The following is a 16433-nucleotide window of genomic DNA, read 5'->3' on the forward strand; positions in this document are numbered from 1 at the left end:
CGCGACAGCCAACTGCCGGCGTCGTACGCCCCACCAAGATCCTCCCCAATGGCCTCCATAACCCCACTCTGCCAGCCACCACTGACAATGAAGACCACCCAAAACCCCTATGTGGAAAACCTGGGCAAGTAGTGCTTAGGCCGCCGAAGCGGTGGAACCGGAACGGGCCGCAGAGGCTTCTTTTTGCCACGGCCAGCGCCCGGTGATCTCCAGCTCAAGGGAGAAGCTGAGGAACGTCCTGATGAGCACGATGATGGCCAGTACCCCGACGCTCACGAATGTCGGGGTGACGGCGACGGTCCGGATGATGTCGGCGGCGACGAGCAGCTCAAGGCCCAACAGGATGGACCTGCCCAGCAGCTGCCGGTACGAGCGGTAGAAGCTCAGCTTCCCAGTGCCTGGCGGGAGCTGCCGGGGCTGATGACCGCGGATCGCCAGCGGGAGGGAGACCACCGCCCCGATGACCATGACCGCCACTCCTGCGAAGTCGACCAGTTGCCCAACCGTCTCTATGATCTGCCGAAAGTCCATTCCCTGCCCTACCCCGGGCCAGGCGTCTCCGCAACCAGCCCGGCAGTGACTAAGGGAAGGCCGACCAGTTACGGATGGCGGACGCCGTTCCCCGCTATAACGTCCCTGTACCCTTCCCTGAAGGTCGGAAACGCCAGGGTGAACCCGGTGCTGCGCAGGAGGTCGTTGCGGCAGCGCTTGTTGCCCCCACGGGCAGGCCCCGCGTCACCGACCCGCGGTGCCGGAAGGCCGAGTTCGCTTGCCAGGAAGCGCAATATGCTGCCCAGGTCGGCAGGCTCATTGTCCACACCCACGTAGATGGGCGCGGGTGCAGCATCCATGGTGGCAAGGTGAACGAGGGCTGCCGCAGCATCGTCGCGGTGGATCCGGTTGGTGTACCGGACGTCCTCGGGAATGACTGCCGAGCCGCTCCGCGCCTGGTCGATCAGCCGGGTCCGTCCCGGCCCGTAAATGCCACCCAGCCTGACGGAGACACCGAGAGTGCTGGTTCCTTCAAGCCTTGCCTGCAGCAGTTCCTCCGCTTCCACCAGGATGCGGCCAGAGAAGCCGCCGGGATCGGCGGGCGTGGACTCGTCCACCCAGCCGCCGCCCGCGTCCCCGTATACGGCCGTCGAGGAGACAAAGATGATCCGTTCGGGGGTGACAGCATCCCGCTTCAGCGCAGCAAGGACGTTTTCCACTCCACGTACATACGCGGCCCGGTATGCCTCCTCAGTGGGTGAATCGGCGGCAACGGCAATTACGACGGCGGTGGCATCCTCGGGGACGGGAGGCAGGTCCCCCGCGGTCAGGTCAGCCGCGGCACCTTCGATTGCGGCCGGCAGCTTCGCCGGGGACCGGCGCCACCCGACAACCCGGTGGCCCAAGCCGGCAAACCGCAACCCCGCCTCAGTACCAAGATCGCCGCATCCGGCCAAGAGAATCGTCATAAGCTACGGTGCCTCCACCGGGAAGAAGACACGCGGATCCTGCAGCAGCGCCGGGTAGGCGAACGCGGAGCGGTCCACGATCTCGGTGACTTCGAAGTTCCTGCCGAAACGGCCGTCATCGAGGGTGATGGGCCGCCCCACGACCTGTCCCACCGCGAACCTGGCCCCGTTCTCGAACGGGACCGCCACCGGTGTCTTTCCGGGAAGGGTCCGGAAGGCCTCCTCCTGCGCCAGCCGTTTGCGGGTGGGTTTCTTCGCCTGCGGCCTGGGCGGTGCCTTCTTCGGGGCACGGGACGGCCGGCGGGAGCCGTCTTCAACATAGACAGGGGAGTAGCCGTCGTCCCCGGCGGCCATTGCCGCAGCGGCGGCCGCGCTGCGGTTAACCGGCGGGAGCGCCACAGTCGTTAGGGCCTGGGGGTCGAGGTCCTCATGTGGCTCCCGCAGGATCCAGAGAATGTCCCCCTCCGGTTCCTGCGGAAGGAACTCGTGCCGGGGCTCTGGCCAGACGTAGTCCATGTCCGGGATCGCGTCGGGAAAGACAGCGGTGTAGAACTTGGGTTCCTTGTGGACCAACTTGGAACGGTGGCTCAGGTGGAAGTCGGGCTCACCCAGCCACGGCGGCATGACGATTTTGGCCGCGTAGTCCGGGTGCGCTGCCTGCGGGGCGAACTCGCCGATGTTCGCACGGGTGTTGTCCGGGTGGCCGCGTTCGATCCATTCGTCCACCATGGCCAGGCCGTACATGGTGAGGGCGGGCACGTGGCCCATCCACATCCGGATGGCCGGGTGGGTTTGCCAGCCGTAGCCCGGAATGACCAGCGCGCGCAGGGTTTGCAGCGCTTCAACCCGCTGCTTGCCCAGCCGTGCGGTGTCCAGGGCTGCGGCGCTTTGGCGGAAGTCAGGGTACGGAAGGAAGGTTTGCATCTCTTCAGTCTGACGGTCCCCGGCGGAAGTGCCAATTGCTGTGCCTGCGGCCACACGCAAGGGTCGCGTATGTCCAAATAATGGACGCCTGCATACGTCTTTCAGGTTAAACCACTAAGATCGCCGCAACCACCCCCGCGTTTTGGAAGCTCACTCATGACATCTACACCCAACAAAGCCGTCAGCCCATCCCGCACCGCCCTGCCCCGCTACGGGCAGATGCTGGGCCCGGAAGCCCAGGGAATCCTGGTTCTCGACGAGTTCACCATCGATCCTGCCGCCGCCCGCAAAGACCAGCACCGCTTTCGCGATGGCATGGCCACTGTTGCCAGGACTGTGCGCCGGATAGCCGCCCTCCGCGTTGTCATAGCGCTCGTGGCGATTGGCAACCTGCCCTTGTTCCTGCTGGGAAGTGGCTGGTGGATCTACGGCGTCTCACTGACCCTTGTTGTCGCTGTCCACGCTGCCGTGACGCTGCTCAACCGGCACGAGCCGCGGCTCAAGCAGCGCTCCGCCCTGGAGCTGCACATGCACCGGGAACGGAGCGCCAACTACCGCAAGGTGCGCGACGCCGTGAAGTACATGATCGACACCCCCACCCGCATGAACGAGCACCTCTACCTGGAGCTGCTGGCCGTCAAGCGGGTTGCCTTGAACCTCGCCCACGGCACGGTTGCGCTGCTGGACACCAGCGACGAGTCGGCCTGGAAGGTGCGGATCGTCCGCGAACTGCACGCCAGTTGACCGCAGGCTGGCTGCCTGCTCCGGCAGCGGCTGAGGAGTTAAAGAACGACGCCGGCACATCCCTTGTGGGGTGTGCCGGAGTCGTTTTTGGTCAACGGAATTTGTCTATCGCCGACCTGTCTGTGTCGCCTTGAAAAGGCGGTGCGGCCAAGGCCGCTGATGGAACATCCACTGGTATTAGGCGGGGAGCTGAATGACCTGTCCCTCGAATACGAGGTTCGGATCCGAAATAGTGTCCAGGTTCGCATCCGCGAGGTGCTGCCAGCCGCCCTGGACGCCCAGCTTCTCGGCGACGATGCTCAAGGTATCCCCGGCCTGCAGGGTGTAAGTCTCGCCGCTGAGCGGAACGGACGTCGCGTGCCGCGGCGCCGGCGCCTGCTTTACCGGGGCGCTCTGGACAGGGGCGCTCTGGACCTTGACCGGGGCACTCTGCACCGGAGCGCTCTGGACCGGAGCTCCGCCGCCGCCGCTCAGTCCAAGCTGCGACGAGCAGGACGGCCAGGCGCCCCAACCCTGGGAGGCCTGGACCCGCTCGGCTACAGCAATCTGCTGTTCACGGCTGGCGTTCGCCGGGGACCCGGTTCCGCCGTAGGCTGCCCAGGTGCTGGAAGTGAACTGCAGGCCGCCGGAGAAGCCGTTGCCCGTGTTGATGGACCAGTTCCCGCCGCTTTCGCACTGGGCGAGTGCATCCCAGGTGGATGTGGGGGTGGCTGCGTTGGCCGCCGTGGCTGAGAGTGCCAAACCTGCCGCGGAGACGGCGGCCAAGGTGACTCCGCGGCGTGCGGCAGTACGGAATTTGGTGTTTTTCATGATGGTGATGCTCCTGAAGGCCACCAGCGCTGGTTCCGTCCCCGGAGATCGTCGCGCCACTGCCCGCCCCTGACGAATAGAGGTCACTGTCGGTGGCTGCCGCTGGGCAGTTCTGGTGGAGGCAGCACCGGGCAATCAAAAAGCCCGCCGAACGGGCATGCATTTCACGCTAGGACATCGTTTCTGCGTTATCAAATCGAGATTCCGGCGGGCGTGTTGGGTGTGGGCCGGGACGCCCCCGGCGCCTCCCCTCGTAAGCGCGTTATCGCGCGGGCGGGCGCGAAGCCGGGAGGGGCATTATCCTGTCCGGATGGACAATTTAGCCGCTGGCAGCACCATGCCCGAAACCAACGTGGACGCTGCGGAAACCGCCGTTCCCGCCAAGCCCCTCCCGGTGGCCGAACTCCACCTGCACATCGAGGGCACGCTGCAGCCCGAGCTCATCTTTGCCCTCGCCGAGCGCAACGGTATTGAGCTGCCCTACTCCGGGCTGGAGGAACTCCGCGAAAAGTACGAGTTCACGGACCTGCAGTCGTTCCTTGACCTCTACTACGCGAACATGGCGGTACTGCGCACCGAGCAGGACTTCGCCGACATGACCCGCGCATACCTGGAGCGTGCTGCGGCAGCCGGCGTCCGGCACGCCGAAATCATGATGGACCCGCAGGCGCACCTTTCCCGCGGCATTCCCCTCGAAGCATGCGTCAGCGGTGTGGCGTCGGTACTCGCGACTTCGGAGGAGGAATTCGGCATCTCCACCATCCTGATCGCGGCCTTCCTGCGTGACCTGCCCGAGGACTCGGCCCTGGAAGTTTTGGGCAGGCTGCTGGCCATGAACGCGCCCATCGGCGCCATCGGGCTGGACTCGGCCGAAGTGGGAAACCCGCCGTCCAAGTTCGAAAGGTTGTACGCCAAGGCGCGGGAAGCAGGCCTGCGGCTGACGGCGCACGCGGGGGAGGAGGGCCCGGCGTCGTACATCACCGAAGCCTTGGATATTTTGGGCGTGGGGCGGATCGACCATGGCATCCGCTGCATGGACGATCCAGACTTGGTGGAACGCCTCGTGGACGCGCGGATTCCATTGACCGTTTGCCCCCTGTCCAACGTCAGGCTGCGCGCAGTGGACACCCTTGCGGACCATCCGCTGCCGGCCATGCTCGCAGCCGGGCTGAATGTTTCCGTCAACTCGGACGATCCTGCATACTTTGGCGGTTACGTGGATGACAACTTCGCACAGCTGACCGCTGCGTTCGATCTCTCCGACTTCGACAAGGCACGGCTGGCAGCGAACTCCATCCACTCCTCGTTCGCATCCGAGGAGCGCAAGGCGGAACTCCTGGCGGAACTGAACGGGCGGGAAGTGGCCGACTGACCACTTCTGTGTCACGCGCAACAGCAGGCGTCCGCGCCCGGTAAACTAAGTGCCGCAGGCGTGTCTGGGGAGTGCAGGGCAGCACCCATGTCAGCGCTTGAGGGTTATGCAGACAGCCCTTACCCGAGACCTCCGCCTCACTTGCGGCACCATCCGCTTCACAGTCGGTCACGACACGCAGAGTTAACCAATTAAAGTCGCGCGATTTAACGGGCAGTTGGCAAGATGCCTAAGACCGATCGCTTATATAAGGGGAATCATGGCCAAGTCCACCGCAGAAAACACCTACCTTCGACTCAAGACCGTCCTGGATGTCCTGACCGAAGGCGTGTGGTCCGGCGATGCACTCAATGCTGGCCAGGTCCTGGCGGAAGCCACTGCCCGCGTGCCGTTCAACGAGCACGAGGCGGAACTCCTCAGCGGCGGCATCCCGCGCGGCCACAAGACCCTTACCTCTGCCACCGCGAAGCTGGTCAAGGCCGGCTGGCTTATCAAGGGCCGTTCCGGCTGGACCATCACCGAAGACGGCATGCGGGCAACTGTCGCCTTCCCGGACGTGGATTCCTTTGCCGCAGCGCTCGACGCCGGCACCCCGGTCCCTGCCGACACCCCCGTTCCCACGGCTCCCGAAGGATTCGTGCGTCCCGTTTCCGCCGCAGCCGCGACGCTGGAGGTTCCGGCCAAGGAAGAAGCACCGAAGAAGACCACCCGGAAGGCTCCGGCCAAGAAGGCGGCTTCCGCTGTGGGCAAGGCAGCAAAGGCACTGGAGGACGCCGTCGAGCCGGTGGTGAAGGCCGTCCGCAAGAAGTCCTCCTCGAAGGACAAGGCTGAAGCGGCGGCTCCTGCCGAGGCCGCTGCCGCCGAGCCGTTCGAGGGCCCGGATGTGGAAACCCTTCCGCAGCCTGAAGCTGTGGCCGTTGCCGGTGACTTCAACATCATCCTTGGCGCCCCCGAGAACTGGGCTCCACAGTACGACGAAGCACAGATGGAGTTCGACTTCCTGGACCAGCTGTGGAAGAAGAGCGCGGAGCTTCCCGCCGGTTACTACACCTTCAAGATCGCACTGAACCGTTCGTGGGATGAGAACTACGGCGCGTTCGGAACGTTCGACGGCCCGAACCACGAACTGCACCACGCCGGCGGCACGGTGACCATCCGCTACAACCACGCCACCCGCGACATCACCATCAACTAACCAGCCATTCCACCCAGCCGGGTTGCACGGGCTGCCGTTTCGGGTTCCCGGAACATCGGTTCGTGCAACCCAGCGGGCCAGGGACGCTGTCCTACGAGGAGGCCATTATGGGCCGGCATGAAAGTTCAGCGCAGGACAACCCGGCGCCTGAAGGTTCAGGGCAGAATGTCCGGCTGGCCGCCCGGGTTTTCGGGATGGTTCAGGGTGTCGGCTTCCGCTACTGGACCATGGGCACCGCTGAAGAGCTTGGGCTCTCCGGAGAGGTGCGGAACCTCGACGACGGCTCCGTGTCCGTGATTGCCGAAGGCCCGGAACGCAAAGTCCACCAGCTCCTGAAGTGGCTCAATTCCGACCGGACTCCTGGCAGCGTGGAGCGGGTGGACAGTTCCCTTTCGAAAGCGGAGGGAAACCTCCGGGGGTTCCGCGCGCACTGACGTTCTCCGGGCCGCCTTGCTTCCGAAGACTACTGCTGGGCGGCCCGCTCGTGGGGGCTCAGGCCGAGGAAGGCTCCAAGTTCCTCCAGCGCCGCCGGCTTGTGCGGCATGTAATTAGTGAGTTCCGGGGACCGGATGACCACCGCGCGCCACTGGCCGCGGGAGACAGCAACGTTGATGCGGTTCCTGTTGAGCAGGAACTCTGCTCCGCGCGGTGCTTCGGCGACCGCAGAGCACGCCATGGACACCAACACCACCGGTGCTTCCTGGCCCTGGAACTTGTCCACTGTCCCCACGCGGACCTCGGGCAGTCCCGATTCTGCCAGTTGTTTGCGGATGAGGTGGACCTGGGCGTTGTAGGCGGCCACTACCAGCAGGTCCTGCTGTTCCAGTGGACGCGCCGCGCTGCCGGGGCCGGCAATCCACTTCAACCCCAGATGCCGGCGGGCCTGGCGGACAACTTCATCCGCCTCTTCTTTTGAAGCTGTCGTGTTTCCGCTGTGGGATACGAAGACCGTCTCCACACCGGGCGCGAAGGCTTCCAGTTCGCGGAGGGACGCGGCAGGAGCGGACTTCAGCTTCCCCTCGTAGCTGAGGTTGGATACGGCCCGGCACAGCTCCGGATGCATGCGCCAGGTGTCGGCAAGGAAGTAACCCAGGTTCGGCGGAAGGGTGGCGTGTCCGGCCGCGAGCCATCCCAGGGCGGACTCATCAACTGGTTCCGGATGCGCTCCTTGTGAAACCTGCGGAAGCTGCTGCGGGTCCCCGAGCAGGAGCAGCCTCCTGGCAGAGCGGGACACGGCGAGCGTGTTGGCCAGCGAGAATTGGCCGGCCTCATCAATGACCAGGAGGTCAAGGGACCCGGCAGGCACCTCCTTGCCGGTCATGGTCCACGCCGTGCCGCCCACCAAGCAGCCGCCCGGGGCCGACAGCAGGCGGCCCACATCTCCTTCCGCCGTTAGCTGCCACGGAACATCATGAGGAGAACTTAGTTTCTTGCCCACGACAGCCGGGTCCACCCCGCCTGTCTGGATGGCCCGGCACAGGAGGTTTTCCACCACATTGTGGGACTGGGCCACCACGCCGATCTTCCAGCCCTCGGCCACGAGCCTGCCGATCACATGGGCGCCAACGAACGTCTTTCCCGTACCCGGAGGGCCCTGGACGGCCAGGTAGGAGCGGTCAAGGTCCCGCAGGGACTCGGTGATGGCGCCGGCATAATCTGCCTCGGCGTCCTCCCCGCGCGCCACTTCCACCGGCCGCGGGCGGGAGAGGAAACGCGGTGGCAGCTTGCGCAGGATGTCCAACGCCGGCTGAGCGGGAAGGGTGGGCGCCGAGGCTCCCACTACCCGGGCTATGTCAGCTATGGCGGCCTCGATGTTGTCCGTGGGTATCGGGGTGTCCTCGGTCAGCGCTACCGGAAGGTGCGCGTAGGCAGCGACCTTCCTGGACTCCTTCTCGGAGATGGTGATGAGGGTGTGCTCAGGATTGTCCGGCGCCGCCTCCAGCTCATGAATCCGGGTTCCGAAGGTGTAGGCCCTGGTCCCGGGAAGGGCGTCGGGAGCGAGCATGCCGTCCGGTCCCGGAGGGTCGTACAGCCGGCACCACTTGGAATTTGAGCGGAAGTCGGAGCCTTCCGTCATGGTGCCTCGGAGCTTCAGTACACGGGTGCGCATCCGTTCCCGTGGCTTGGCCAATGCCCAGTCCGAGACGACTTCCGCTGATGACACCACGAAGACGTTCCGTTGGTCTGACCAACTGTCCAGCGGCGCCTCGACGCGGTCGAAGTGCTGCCACCAGAACTGCTTCCGCTCGCGCCGGTGATATCCGGTGGCGGCAGCGACCATGGCAAGGGCCCGCTCGTCGTTCGTCCAAGGCCGGTTGTCCGGCAGTTCGTCCAGATACTCGCGAAGGCGCCGTTCTTCCTGGGTCTCATTCCGTCCGACCGGGGATCCGTCGGCTGCGGGACCCGCGAGGGGAGCAACTGCCGAAGACCCGTCATCAGGATCTTCCGTGGGGGACTGGGCGCCTGCGGGGGCCTGGGAAGCGATCTGCAGCAGCCAGTCCCGCAGCCGCAGCGTGGAGAGGCAGTCGTACTGGTTGTAGTCGGAGATGGAAGCCAGGATGGCAGCGGCTTCATCCCGTTGCCCTTCATCCCGGGCGGCGCAATAGGCGGCATAGGCCACAACAGAGGCGCCTGCATCCTTGACATCCCCTGAGCGCAGGTTGTTTCCCATGTACAGCGGTTCGAGCTTCTTGATGGAGTAGGACGCTTCCGAGATGCGGACGGAATGCCGCACCGTGGCGTACAGGTCCACCAGCAGACCCTGTCTCAGCCAGTCGTCCACGATGTCCTCACCGGCCTGGTGGGCGAGGGAGAGGTTGCGGAGAGCCGTCTTCTCGTACGGGGCATAGTGGTAGACGTGCATGTCCGGGTAGACGGCACGCCTCTGTTCCACGTAGTCCAGGAAGCCAAGGAATGCGCGGCGCTCCTCCGAGCGGGAGTGCGCCCAGAACGGCCGGAAGACCGGATCTGTCTGATCCCCTTCAACCGGTGCCTCGATGACGCCGAAGAGGTACTCGATGCCCCATGCGCCGGTGGCAGGGTCCTGCCACAACGGATCGCCTTCGAAGTCGAAAAAGATGTCTCCCCTGCTGGGGGCGGGAAGATCCCGGATGGTGTTGTCCGGAAGGACGGTGTAGGAAACCGTGCGTGTTTCTCCGTCCTTCGTAAACGTGCGGGAACCGGCCACCGAATCCAGGCCCAGTTGCATCCGCGCCTGGGCGCGCAGCCTGACCACCGAGTTTTTTGCCTGGGCGGCGGGCATCGCCGCCAGTTGGTCGATGGTGGTGATGTTCGCTGCATGGAGTTTCCGCCGCTGGACCACGGACATGCCGGCTACCATCAGCAGGTCCCGGTGGAGTTTCACCTGTTCCGCGCAGTAGTCGCACCGTCCGCAATGGACGACGCCGGGCTGCTGCCACTGCACAACTGCCTCGGCGGCGCGGTGGCTGGCCGTGAGTTGGCGGAAGCGCCGCCGTCGCTCGCGGAAGACGGGCAGCAGGTCCGGCAGGGAGTGGCTGCTCCGCAGCCAGTCCTCTCCCACGCGGGTGCCCAGCACGAGGGTGACAACGGGCGAGGGGTCCAGCCCCATGCCCAGTAATTGGTCGCCGTACGCGGCCAGCTGAAGAAGCGCGCCTGCCTTGGCGTGCCGGGCCAGTTTCGTGTCCCAGATTTCGTACCGGCCCGGGTCCCCGGTGCCTGCGGCCTCGTTGACCAGGAAGTCCGCGTAGCCCAGGAATTCGCCATCGAAAAAGGTGGCTTGGAAGACGACGTCCGCTCCGGACCGGAGGGCGAGCTCTGTTTCGGCATGTTTAGCCTGAAGGTCGCTGCGCAGGGTCTGGCCGCGTTCCAGGGAGTAGACGCCCGACCCGCGGCTGGCGTCCCACTCGCCGTATTTCTCTACGAGACTGGCAAGCACCGTGCGCTCGTGCCGGTCTCCCAGCTCGCCGGCACGCTTCTGCATTTCGTCGGCGGGAAACTCGGCCTTGGGGGAGCGTCCCAGCTTTTCGTCCAGTATCCGGAGCGTGCGGTACTCGCATTCGGACGCAGCCACCAGGTCGCTGGCCGAAAAGACCAGGTCCGGCGGGGCACTGGAGCCCGAATCAGTGCCGGCGGCGTCGAGCAGAAACACGTGGCCTCCCCAACTGTTGGCGGGCCGGGGGACGGTTTCCCCAGCCTGGAATCAAACGTAGCAAGAGGGACTGACAAAGGCTCCCGGCCGGGAGTCCATTCAGAATTGGCGCCTCGACGCCGGTCCCCCGATTCACGTGACTCCTCAGCGCCCGGCGGCAGCGGCGCGCACCTGGGCCTTGTCATGCTCGGCGTGGGCGCTGTGGATCAGGTCCATGAACTCCGTTTCGTGCCGGACCAGCCGTTTGTACTTCTCGGGAAGCTTGTGGATCTGGTCTTCTTCGCGGCACATTTTGGCGAAGATCCTGTCGCGCTCGGCCATGTCCGTCTCATAGTTGAGGTCCAGGTACTCGGTGGCGTGCCGCCGGGCGCCGGACACTGCATTCTTGGCTTTGCCCTTAGGGCTGAAGATCGACGCAAGGATGGTCACCACCAGAACGCCCAGGATCACGCCCAGGGAAACCCCGGTGCTGACCTCCACCACGTTCACGTGCCCGCCCTCGTTAATGAATGGCAGGGTGTTTTCGTGCAGGGCGTGCAGGATGAGCTTGACCCCGATGAAGCCCAGGATGACTGCCAGGCCGTAGGAGAGGAAGATCAGCCGGTCCAGCAGTCCGTCAATCAGGAAGAACAGCTGGCGCAGGCCCATCAGGGAGAACGCGGTGGCAGTGAATACGATGAACACGTTCTGGGTGAGGCCGAAGATGGCCGGAATGGAGTCCAGTGCAAACAGCATGTCCGTGCCGCCGATGGCCACCATCACCAGCAGCATCGGCGTGAGGACCCGTTTGCCGTTCTCCACTGTGAAGAGCCTGTCGCCGTCGTAGTGCTGCGACGCGGGCAGGAGCTTCCTGGCGAGCCTGACCACCAGGCCTTCGGAATCGTCGTCGTGGTCGTCCGGCTTGAGCAGGTTGCCGGCCGTGACAAGCAGGATGAGCCCGAAAATGTAGAACACCCAGGCGAAGCTGCTGATCAATGCCGCACCGAGGAAAATGAACACCGTCCGGGCGATCAGCGAAAACACGATGCCGAACAGCAGCACCTTTTGCTGGTCCGCCCGTGGCACCCTGAAGCTGGCCATGATGATGAGGAAGACGAACAGGTTGTCCACCGACAGCGCCTTCTCCGTGACGTAGCCCGCGAAATACTCGGTGCCCATGTCAGGGCCGCCGAAGAGCAGTACGCCCAGTCCGAACAACACGGCAATGCCCACGTAGATCGCCGACCAGGCGGCGGATTCCTTCAACTTGGGCGTGTGGGCCTTCCGGACGTGGAAGAAGAAATCGAAGGCGAGCAGCCCTACGATTCCCGCTATTGTCAGGGTCCAGACATACGCAGGTACTTCCACGCCGGGCCTTTCGTTGGAGGTTCCCCCAGCCTACCTAAGCGGGCTTCAGGAGTTTGTTCTCCACGACAGCTGACCGGGACAGCGTCTTGTACCCTTCCTGCTCGAAGAGCACCGTGATGACATCGTCCTCGTGCCGCATCACCAGGCCGGGCCCCCACTCCTTATGGACCACGGCTGACTGAAGCGGGAACGGCTCCTCTTCCCCGGTGCCCGCCCCACCGCCGTCGTACGCCTTACCCTGCTGTTTCCTGCCCCGCTTGTCTTTGGGCTGGTCCTTCTTGCCCTGCCGTTTCCTGCCCGTGGGCTCTCCATTTTCGCGAGCGGAGGCAGCAGCGGCGCACCCGTCGCAGTTTCCGCACGGCTCCGGCAGTTCCTCACCGAAGTAGCCCAGCAGGAACTGCCGCCGGCAGCCGTCCGTCTCCGCGTAGGCGCGCATCATGGTGAGGCGGGACTGGTCCACGCGCTGCCGGGCTTCGGCGAGTTCGACGGCGTCACCCACCAGGGTGGGCAGCTTCGCCTTGGACGTCAGCCGGACGCCGCGCTTGCCGACGGCCACCGCGCCGATCTCCTCCAACTGGTTCACGAGGCCGGTGACGCGGCGCGGCTTGAATCCGGTCAGCTCCGCGAGCGAGGACTTGGGAGTGGCCGCATGGGCAGCCTTTAGGGCCTTCAACACGGCGAGCAGGGAATCTGGATCAGGGGAGTGGGTGCCGAAGAATTTGCGGATGCCCAGATCCTCCGACCGGTAGTGCAGCACGGCGGACGCGGGTTTGCCGTCCCGGCCTGCCCGGCCGATCTCCTGGTAATAGGAGTCCAGGGATTCGGGAATGTCGGCGTGCACCACAAACCGGACGTTCGGCTTGTCGATGCCCATGCCAAAGGCCGTGGTGGCCACCACCACGTCCAGCTGGTCGTCCAGGAACAGCTCGTGGATGCGTTCGCGGTCTGCGGCTGACCGGCCGGCGTGGTAGGCCTCCGCCCGCAGCCCTTCCTTGGCCAGCTTGGCCGCGTATTTCTCCGTGTCTGTCCGGGTGGCAGCGTAAAGGAGCCCCTGCCCGTCGCTCGCCAGGGCCGCCACCTGTTCCAGCACGGCCTTGCGCTTGCCCTTGTCCTCATGGTGACGGACCACGTCCAGGCTGATGTTGGGCCGGTCGAAGCCGTGAACCAGCACCAGTGGGTTCTTCATGGCCAGCCGCTCCACGATCTCGTCCCGCACCGGCGGAGAGGCGGTGGCGGTCAGGGCAGCCACGGGCGGATTTCCCAGCTGCTCCCGCACATTGCCCAGGCCCAGGTAGTCCGGACGGAAGTCGTGGCCCCAGGAGGAGACACAATGTGCCTCGTCAACCACGAAGAGCGAGATGTCCAGTGCTTTGATCCGGTCCACGGTTGACTGCTTGGCCAGCTGCTCGGGGGCGAGGAACACGAACACGGCCCTGCCGTCCTCGGCGGCCTGCCACGCGGCCTCCACTTCGGCGTCACTGTGAGAGGAATTGATGGCCACCGCGGTGTCCGGCCCCAGGTCCTGGGACAGGCTGTCCAGCTGGTCCTCCTGCAAAGCGATCAGCGGTGAAACCACGACGGCGGGACGGCCAAGTGCCTGGTGCAGGTGCAGGGCCGCGACCTGGTAGATGGCCGACTTGCCATAACCGGTGGGCATCACGGCCAGGACGTCGCGGCCATCGGCAAGGGCGGCCATACCGGCCAATTGGCCGTCCCGAAGGCGGGGCAGGGAGAAGGACGAGGCAGCAAGGGCCCGGAGGGCAGGTTCGTCGGACATGAAACGGGACTCCGCACAGAAGAAAACCGCGGCCGCTTGCTTCAGCCGTAGGAACCACCCTACGCCAGCCCCGCCCCGCCGTCGTGCACCCCGGGCCCTGTGTGGAAAGCCCTGGCTACGTGTCGATGGTGGACATGTTGGGGTAGCGGTCACCGGCGGTGGCGCCGGCCGGCGCCAACTGGTCCAGCAACTGCAGCTCGTCCTGGCTGAGCTCGACGTCTACGGCGCCCAGGTTCTCGCGCAGCCGTTCACGCTTCTTGGTGCCCGGAATCGGGACGATGTGCTCACCCTGGGCCAGCAGCCAGGCGAGGGCCAGTTGGCCGGGCGTGCACTGTTTCCGGTCGGCCAGCTCCTTTACACGGTCCACAAGTTCGAGGTTCCGGGTGAAGTTCCCGCCCTGGAAGCGGGGGGAGTGCTTGCGGAAGTCGTCATCGGCGAAGTCATCCACGCTGCGGATCTGGCCTGTGAGGAAGCCGCGGCCCAGCGGGCTGTAAGGGACAAACCCGATGCCCAGCTCCGCCAGCACGGGAAACACCTTGGTCTCAGGCTCCCGCTCCCACAGCGAATACTCCGTCTGCAGGGCCGTGATGGGGTGCACGGCGTGGGCCCGCCGTATGGTGTCGGCGGAAGCTTCGGACAAGCCCAGGTGCCGGACCTTTCCGGCCTGGACCAGTTCCGCCATGGCGCCCACCGTGTCCTCGATGGGGACGGTCTTGTCCACCCGGTGCTGGTAGTAGAGATCGATGTGGTCCACGCCCAGGCGCCGCAGGCTGGCGTCACAAGCGGAGCGTACGTACTCCGGACGGCCATTGATGCCCACCCAGGAACCGTCCGCGCGGCGTTCATTGCCGAACTTGGTGGCCAGTACCACGTCTTCGCGGCGCCCGGCGATGGCGCGGCCCACCAGCTCTTCGTTGGTGAAGGGGCCGTACATGTCCGCCGTGTCCAGCAGGGAGCCGCCGGCGTCCAGGAATTCGTGGATGGTGGCGATGGATTCCTGCTCATTGCCCTCGCCATAGAACTCGCTCATGCCCATGCAGCCAAGGCCCAGGGCAGAAACCGTCAGTTGTCCAATAGTGCGCGTCTTCATGCGGTTCTCCTCAAAGGTGGAACTTGCCTGGGACCGGTCCGCCGGCGTTCGTTCATCACAGCGGAAACCAGGTGGTGCGGCGTAGGCCACTGTAGGCACCTACCCTGTGGGAAGCCTCGGTAAACAGGGGCCTCCTACCCCTAGACCACTGTGGGGGGCGTGCCTAGACTGGGCGAATCCCCACCCGGGAACCGGTACCTGACCATGCCAAACATCAGGAAAGCACCATAGGGCCAGGGCTGTTCCCCAACACGAGGGATGTCTCACCTACCCAGATCACGGCCGTCCCACCGGACGCCTGACTATAGGAGCAATTGATGACAGGGAACAAAGCCGTTGCCTATAAAGAAGCCGGCAAGGTTGAAGTAATCGACATTGATTACCCAACGTTCGAGCTCAAGGACGGGCCCGGGGTCAATCCCGCGAACGTGGGACGCCCGGTGAACCACGGGGTGATCCTCAAAACAGTCGCCACCAACATTTGCGGATCGGACCAGCACATGGTCCGCGGCCGCACCACGGCCCCGCCCAACCTGGTGCTGGGCCACGAGATCACCGGCGAAGTGGTGGAAGTCGGCCGCGACGTCGAGTTCATCAAGGTGGGCGATCTCTGCTCCGTGCCGTTCAACATCGCCTGTGGACGCTGCCGGAACTGCAAGGAACGCAAGACCGGCATTTGCCTGAATGTGAACCCGGACCGGCCCGGCAGCGCCTACGGCTACGTGGACATGGGCGGCTGGGTGGGCGGCCAGGCCAACTACGTGCTGGTGCCGTATGCCGACTGGAACCTGCTGAAGTTCCCGGACAAGGACCGGGCCATGGAGAAGATACTGGACTTGGCCATGCTCTCGGACATCTTCCCCACGGGATTCCACGGCGCCACCACGGCAGGCGTTGGCGTTGGTTCCACCGTGTACATTGCCGGTGCTGGTCCTGTGGGCCTCGCAGCGGCAACCAGCGCGCATTTGCTGGGTGCCGCCGTCGTCATTGTTGGCGATATGAACGAAGGCAGGTTGGCCCAGGCGCGCAGCTTCGGCTGCGAAACCGTGGACCTGACCCAGGGTGAGCCGAAGGACCAGATCGAGCAGATCCTGGGCGTGCCGGAAGTGGACTGCGCTGTGGACGCGGTGGGCTTCGAAGCGCGCGGCCACGGCAAGGGAGCGCACGAAGCACCCGCAACCGTGCTGAACAGCCTGATGGACATCACAGCTGCCGGCGGTGCCCTGGGTATCCCCGGACTGTACGTCACCGGCGACCCGGGCGGCATCGACGAAGCAGCCAAGAAGGGTTCGCTCAGCCTTAGCCTGGGCACCGGATGGGCAAAGTCGCTGAGCTTCACCACGGGCCAGTGCCCCGTCATGAAATACAACCGGCAGCTGATGATGGCCATCCTGAATGACAAGGTCAGCATCGCCAAGAACGTCAATGCCAAGGCCATACCGCTCGAGGATGCACCCAAGGGCTACGCGGAGTTCGACGCCGGCGCAGCCACCAAGTACGTCCTCAACCCGAACGGCTACTTGAGCTGACACGACGGCGGACGGGGATCGCCGCCAGGGAACCACCGCTTGCGGAAATAAGTGCC

At 65.0% G+C, this 16433-nt stretch carries 13 protein-coding genes; 5 read left to right on the forward strand and 8 right to left on the reverse strand.

Annotation, left to right across the window (positions count from 1 at the left end; all coding sequences use genetic code 11):
- Positions 1–135 precede the first annotated feature (135 nt).
- The 3 genes from AB0313_RS16815 to AB0313_RS16825 form a co-directional block, all read right to left on the reverse strand.
- On the reverse strand, positions 136–531 hold the full coding sequence (locus tag AB0313_RS16815) for a DUF1622 domain-containing protein (protein WP_307311424.1): 396 nt from the start codon (positions 529–531) through the stop codon (positions 136–138).
- 68 nt (positions 532–599) lie between these two features.
- Positions 600–1460, reverse strand: coding sequence for an NAD-dependent epimerase/dehydratase family protein (locus tag AB0313_RS16820; protein WP_366306924.1), 861 nt, complete (start codon positions 1458–1460; stop codon positions 600–602).
- A 3-nt stretch (positions 1461–1463) separates the two neighbouring features.
- On the reverse strand, positions 1464–2384 hold the full coding sequence (locus tag AB0313_RS16825; RefSeq protein ID WP_366306926.1) for an MSMEG_6728 family protein: 921 nt from the start codon (positions 2382–2384) through the stop codon (positions 1464–1466).
- Between the two features lie 156 nt (positions 2385–2540).
- Between AB0313_RS16825 and AB0313_RS16830 the strand changes: the two genes are divergently transcribed.
- Positions 2541–3128 (forward strand): hypothetical protein, encoded by a 588-nt coding sequence (locus tag AB0313_RS16830; protein ID WP_141943352.1) that lies wholly within the window; start codon positions 2541–2543, stop codon positions 3126–3128.
- 177 nt (positions 3129–3305) lie between these two features.
- Here the strand turns inward: AB0313_RS16830 and AB0313_RS16835 are convergent, their stop codons facing one another.
- On the reverse strand, positions 3306–3938 hold the full coding sequence (locus AB0313_RS16835; RefSeq protein ID WP_366306928.1) for a transglycosylase family protein: 633 nt from the start codon (positions 3936–3938) through the stop codon (positions 3306–3308).
- 337 nt (positions 3939–4275) lie between these two features.
- Here AB0313_RS16835 and AB0313_RS16840 point away from each other — a divergent pair, with 337 nt between their 5' ends.
- The 3 genes from AB0313_RS16840 to AB0313_RS16850 all read left to right on the forward strand — a co-directional run bounded on the left by AB0313_RS16840 (position 4276) and on the right by AB0313_RS16850 (position 6939).
- The gene (locus tag AB0313_RS16840; RefSeq protein WP_366306930.1) at positions 4276–5310 is read left to right on the forward strand and encodes an adenosine deaminase; all 1035 of its coding nucleotides are present in this window, start codon (positions 4276–4278) and stop codon (positions 5308–5310) included.
- Positions 5311–5569: 259 nt separating this feature from the next.
- Complete coding sequence (locus AB0313_RS16845) at positions 5570–6505, forward strand: glycosidase (protein ID WP_366306932.1); 936 nt, start codon at positions 5570–5572, stop codon at positions 6503–6505.
- A gap of 107 nt (positions 6506–6612) precedes the next feature.
- Positions 6613–6939: an acylphosphatase gene (locus AB0313_RS16850; RefSeq protein ID WP_141946528.1), complete on the forward strand. Its 327-nt coding sequence runs from the start codon at positions 6613–6615 to the stop codon at positions 6937–6939.
- Positions 6940–6968: 29 nt separating this feature from the next.
- Here AB0313_RS16850 and AB0313_RS16855 read toward each other — a convergent pair whose 3' ends face one another.
- The 4 genes from AB0313_RS16855 to AB0313_RS16870 all read right to left on the reverse strand — a co-directional run bounded on the left by AB0313_RS16855 (position 6969) and on the right by AB0313_RS16870 (position 14848).
- A complete protein-coding gene (locus AB0313_RS16855; RefSeq protein WP_366306934.1) occupies positions 6969–10634 on the reverse strand; it encodes a TM0106 family RecB-like putative nuclease in 3666 nt (1221 codons plus the stop codon).
- Between the two features lie 144 nt (positions 10635–10778).
- On the reverse strand, positions 10779–11981 hold the full coding sequence (locus tag AB0313_RS16860) for a TerC family protein (protein ID WP_307311454.1): 1203 nt from the start codon (positions 11979–11981) through the stop codon (positions 10779–10781).
- A 34-nt stretch (positions 11982–12015) separates the two neighbouring features.
- Positions 12016–13758, reverse strand: coding sequence for an ATP-dependent DNA helicase RecQ (locus tag AB0313_RS16865; RefSeq protein ID WP_366306936.1), 1743 nt, complete (start codon positions 13756–13758; stop codon positions 12016–12018).
- A 115-nt stretch (positions 13759–13873) separates the two neighbouring features.
- Positions 13874–14848, reverse strand: a complete 975-nt coding sequence (locus AB0313_RS16870; protein WP_307311459.1) for an aldo/keto reductase — start codon at positions 14846–14848, stop codon at positions 13874–13876.
- Positions 14849–15165: 317 nt separating this feature from the next.
- On the opposite strand from AB0313_RS16870, the gene fdhA reads away from it, so the two are divergent.
- Entirely contained in the window at positions 15166–16377 is a 1212-nt protein-coding gene (gene fdhA, locus AB0313_RS16875; RefSeq protein ID WP_141943331.1) for a formaldehyde dehydrogenase, glutathione-independent, read from the forward strand.
- The last annotated feature ends 56 nt before the right edge of the window (positions 16378–16433 follow it).

This window comes from Pseudarthrobacter sp. NPDC080039, assembly GCF_040702335.1.
In the GTDB taxonomy this organism is placed as follows: domain Bacteria; phylum Actinomycetota; class Actinomycetes; order Actinomycetales; family Micrococcaceae; genus Arthrobacter; species Arthrobacter enclensis_A.

What these genes read in the sequence shown, in the direction of transcription:
- fdhA (WP_141943331.1), top strand. Translation starts at nt 15,166, where the DNA reads ATGACAGGGAACAAAGCCGTTGCCTATAAAGAAGCCGGCAAGGTTGAA.
- AB0313_RS16840 (WP_366306930.1), top strand. Translation starts at nt 4,276, where the DNA reads ATGCCCGAAACCAACGTGGACGCTGCGGAAACCGCCGTTCCCGCCAAG.
- AB0313_RS16830 (WP_141943352.1), top strand. Translation starts at nt 2,541, where the DNA reads ATGACATCTACACCCAACAAAGCCGTCAGCCCATCCCGCACCGCCCTG.
- AB0313_RS16865 (WP_366306936.1), bottom strand. Translation starts at nt 13,758, where the DNA reads ATGTCCGACGAACCTGCCCTCCGGGCCCTTGCTGCCTCGTCCTTCTCC.
- AB0313_RS16820 (WP_366306924.1), bottom strand. Translation starts at nt 1,460, where the DNA reads ATGACGATTCTCTTGGCCGGATGCGGCGATCTTGGTACTGAGGCGGGG.
- AB0313_RS16835 (WP_366306928.1), bottom strand. Translation starts at nt 3,938, where the DNA reads ATGAAAAACACCAAATTCCGTACTGCCGCACGCCGCGGAGTCACCTTG.
- AB0313_RS16825 (WP_366306926.1), bottom strand. Translation starts at nt 2,384, where the DNA reads ATGCAAACCTTCCTTCCGTACCCTGACTTCCGCCAAAGCGCCGCAGCC.
- AB0313_RS16815 (WP_307311424.1), bottom strand. Translation starts at nt 531, where the DNA reads ATGGACTTTCGGCAGATCATAGAGACGGTTGGGCAACTGGTCGACTTC.
- AB0313_RS16850 (WP_141946528.1), top strand. Translation starts at nt 6,613, where the DNA reads ATGGGCCGGCATGAAAGTTCAGCGCAGGACAACCCGGCGCCTGAAGGT.
- AB0313_RS16845 (WP_366306932.1), top strand. Translation starts at nt 5,570, where the DNA reads ATGGCCAAGTCCACCGCAGAAAACACCTACCTTCGACTCAAGACCGTC.
- AB0313_RS16870 (WP_307311459.1), bottom strand. Translation starts at nt 14,848, where the DNA reads ATGAAGACGCGCACTATTGGACAACTGACGGTTTCTGCCCTGGGCCTT.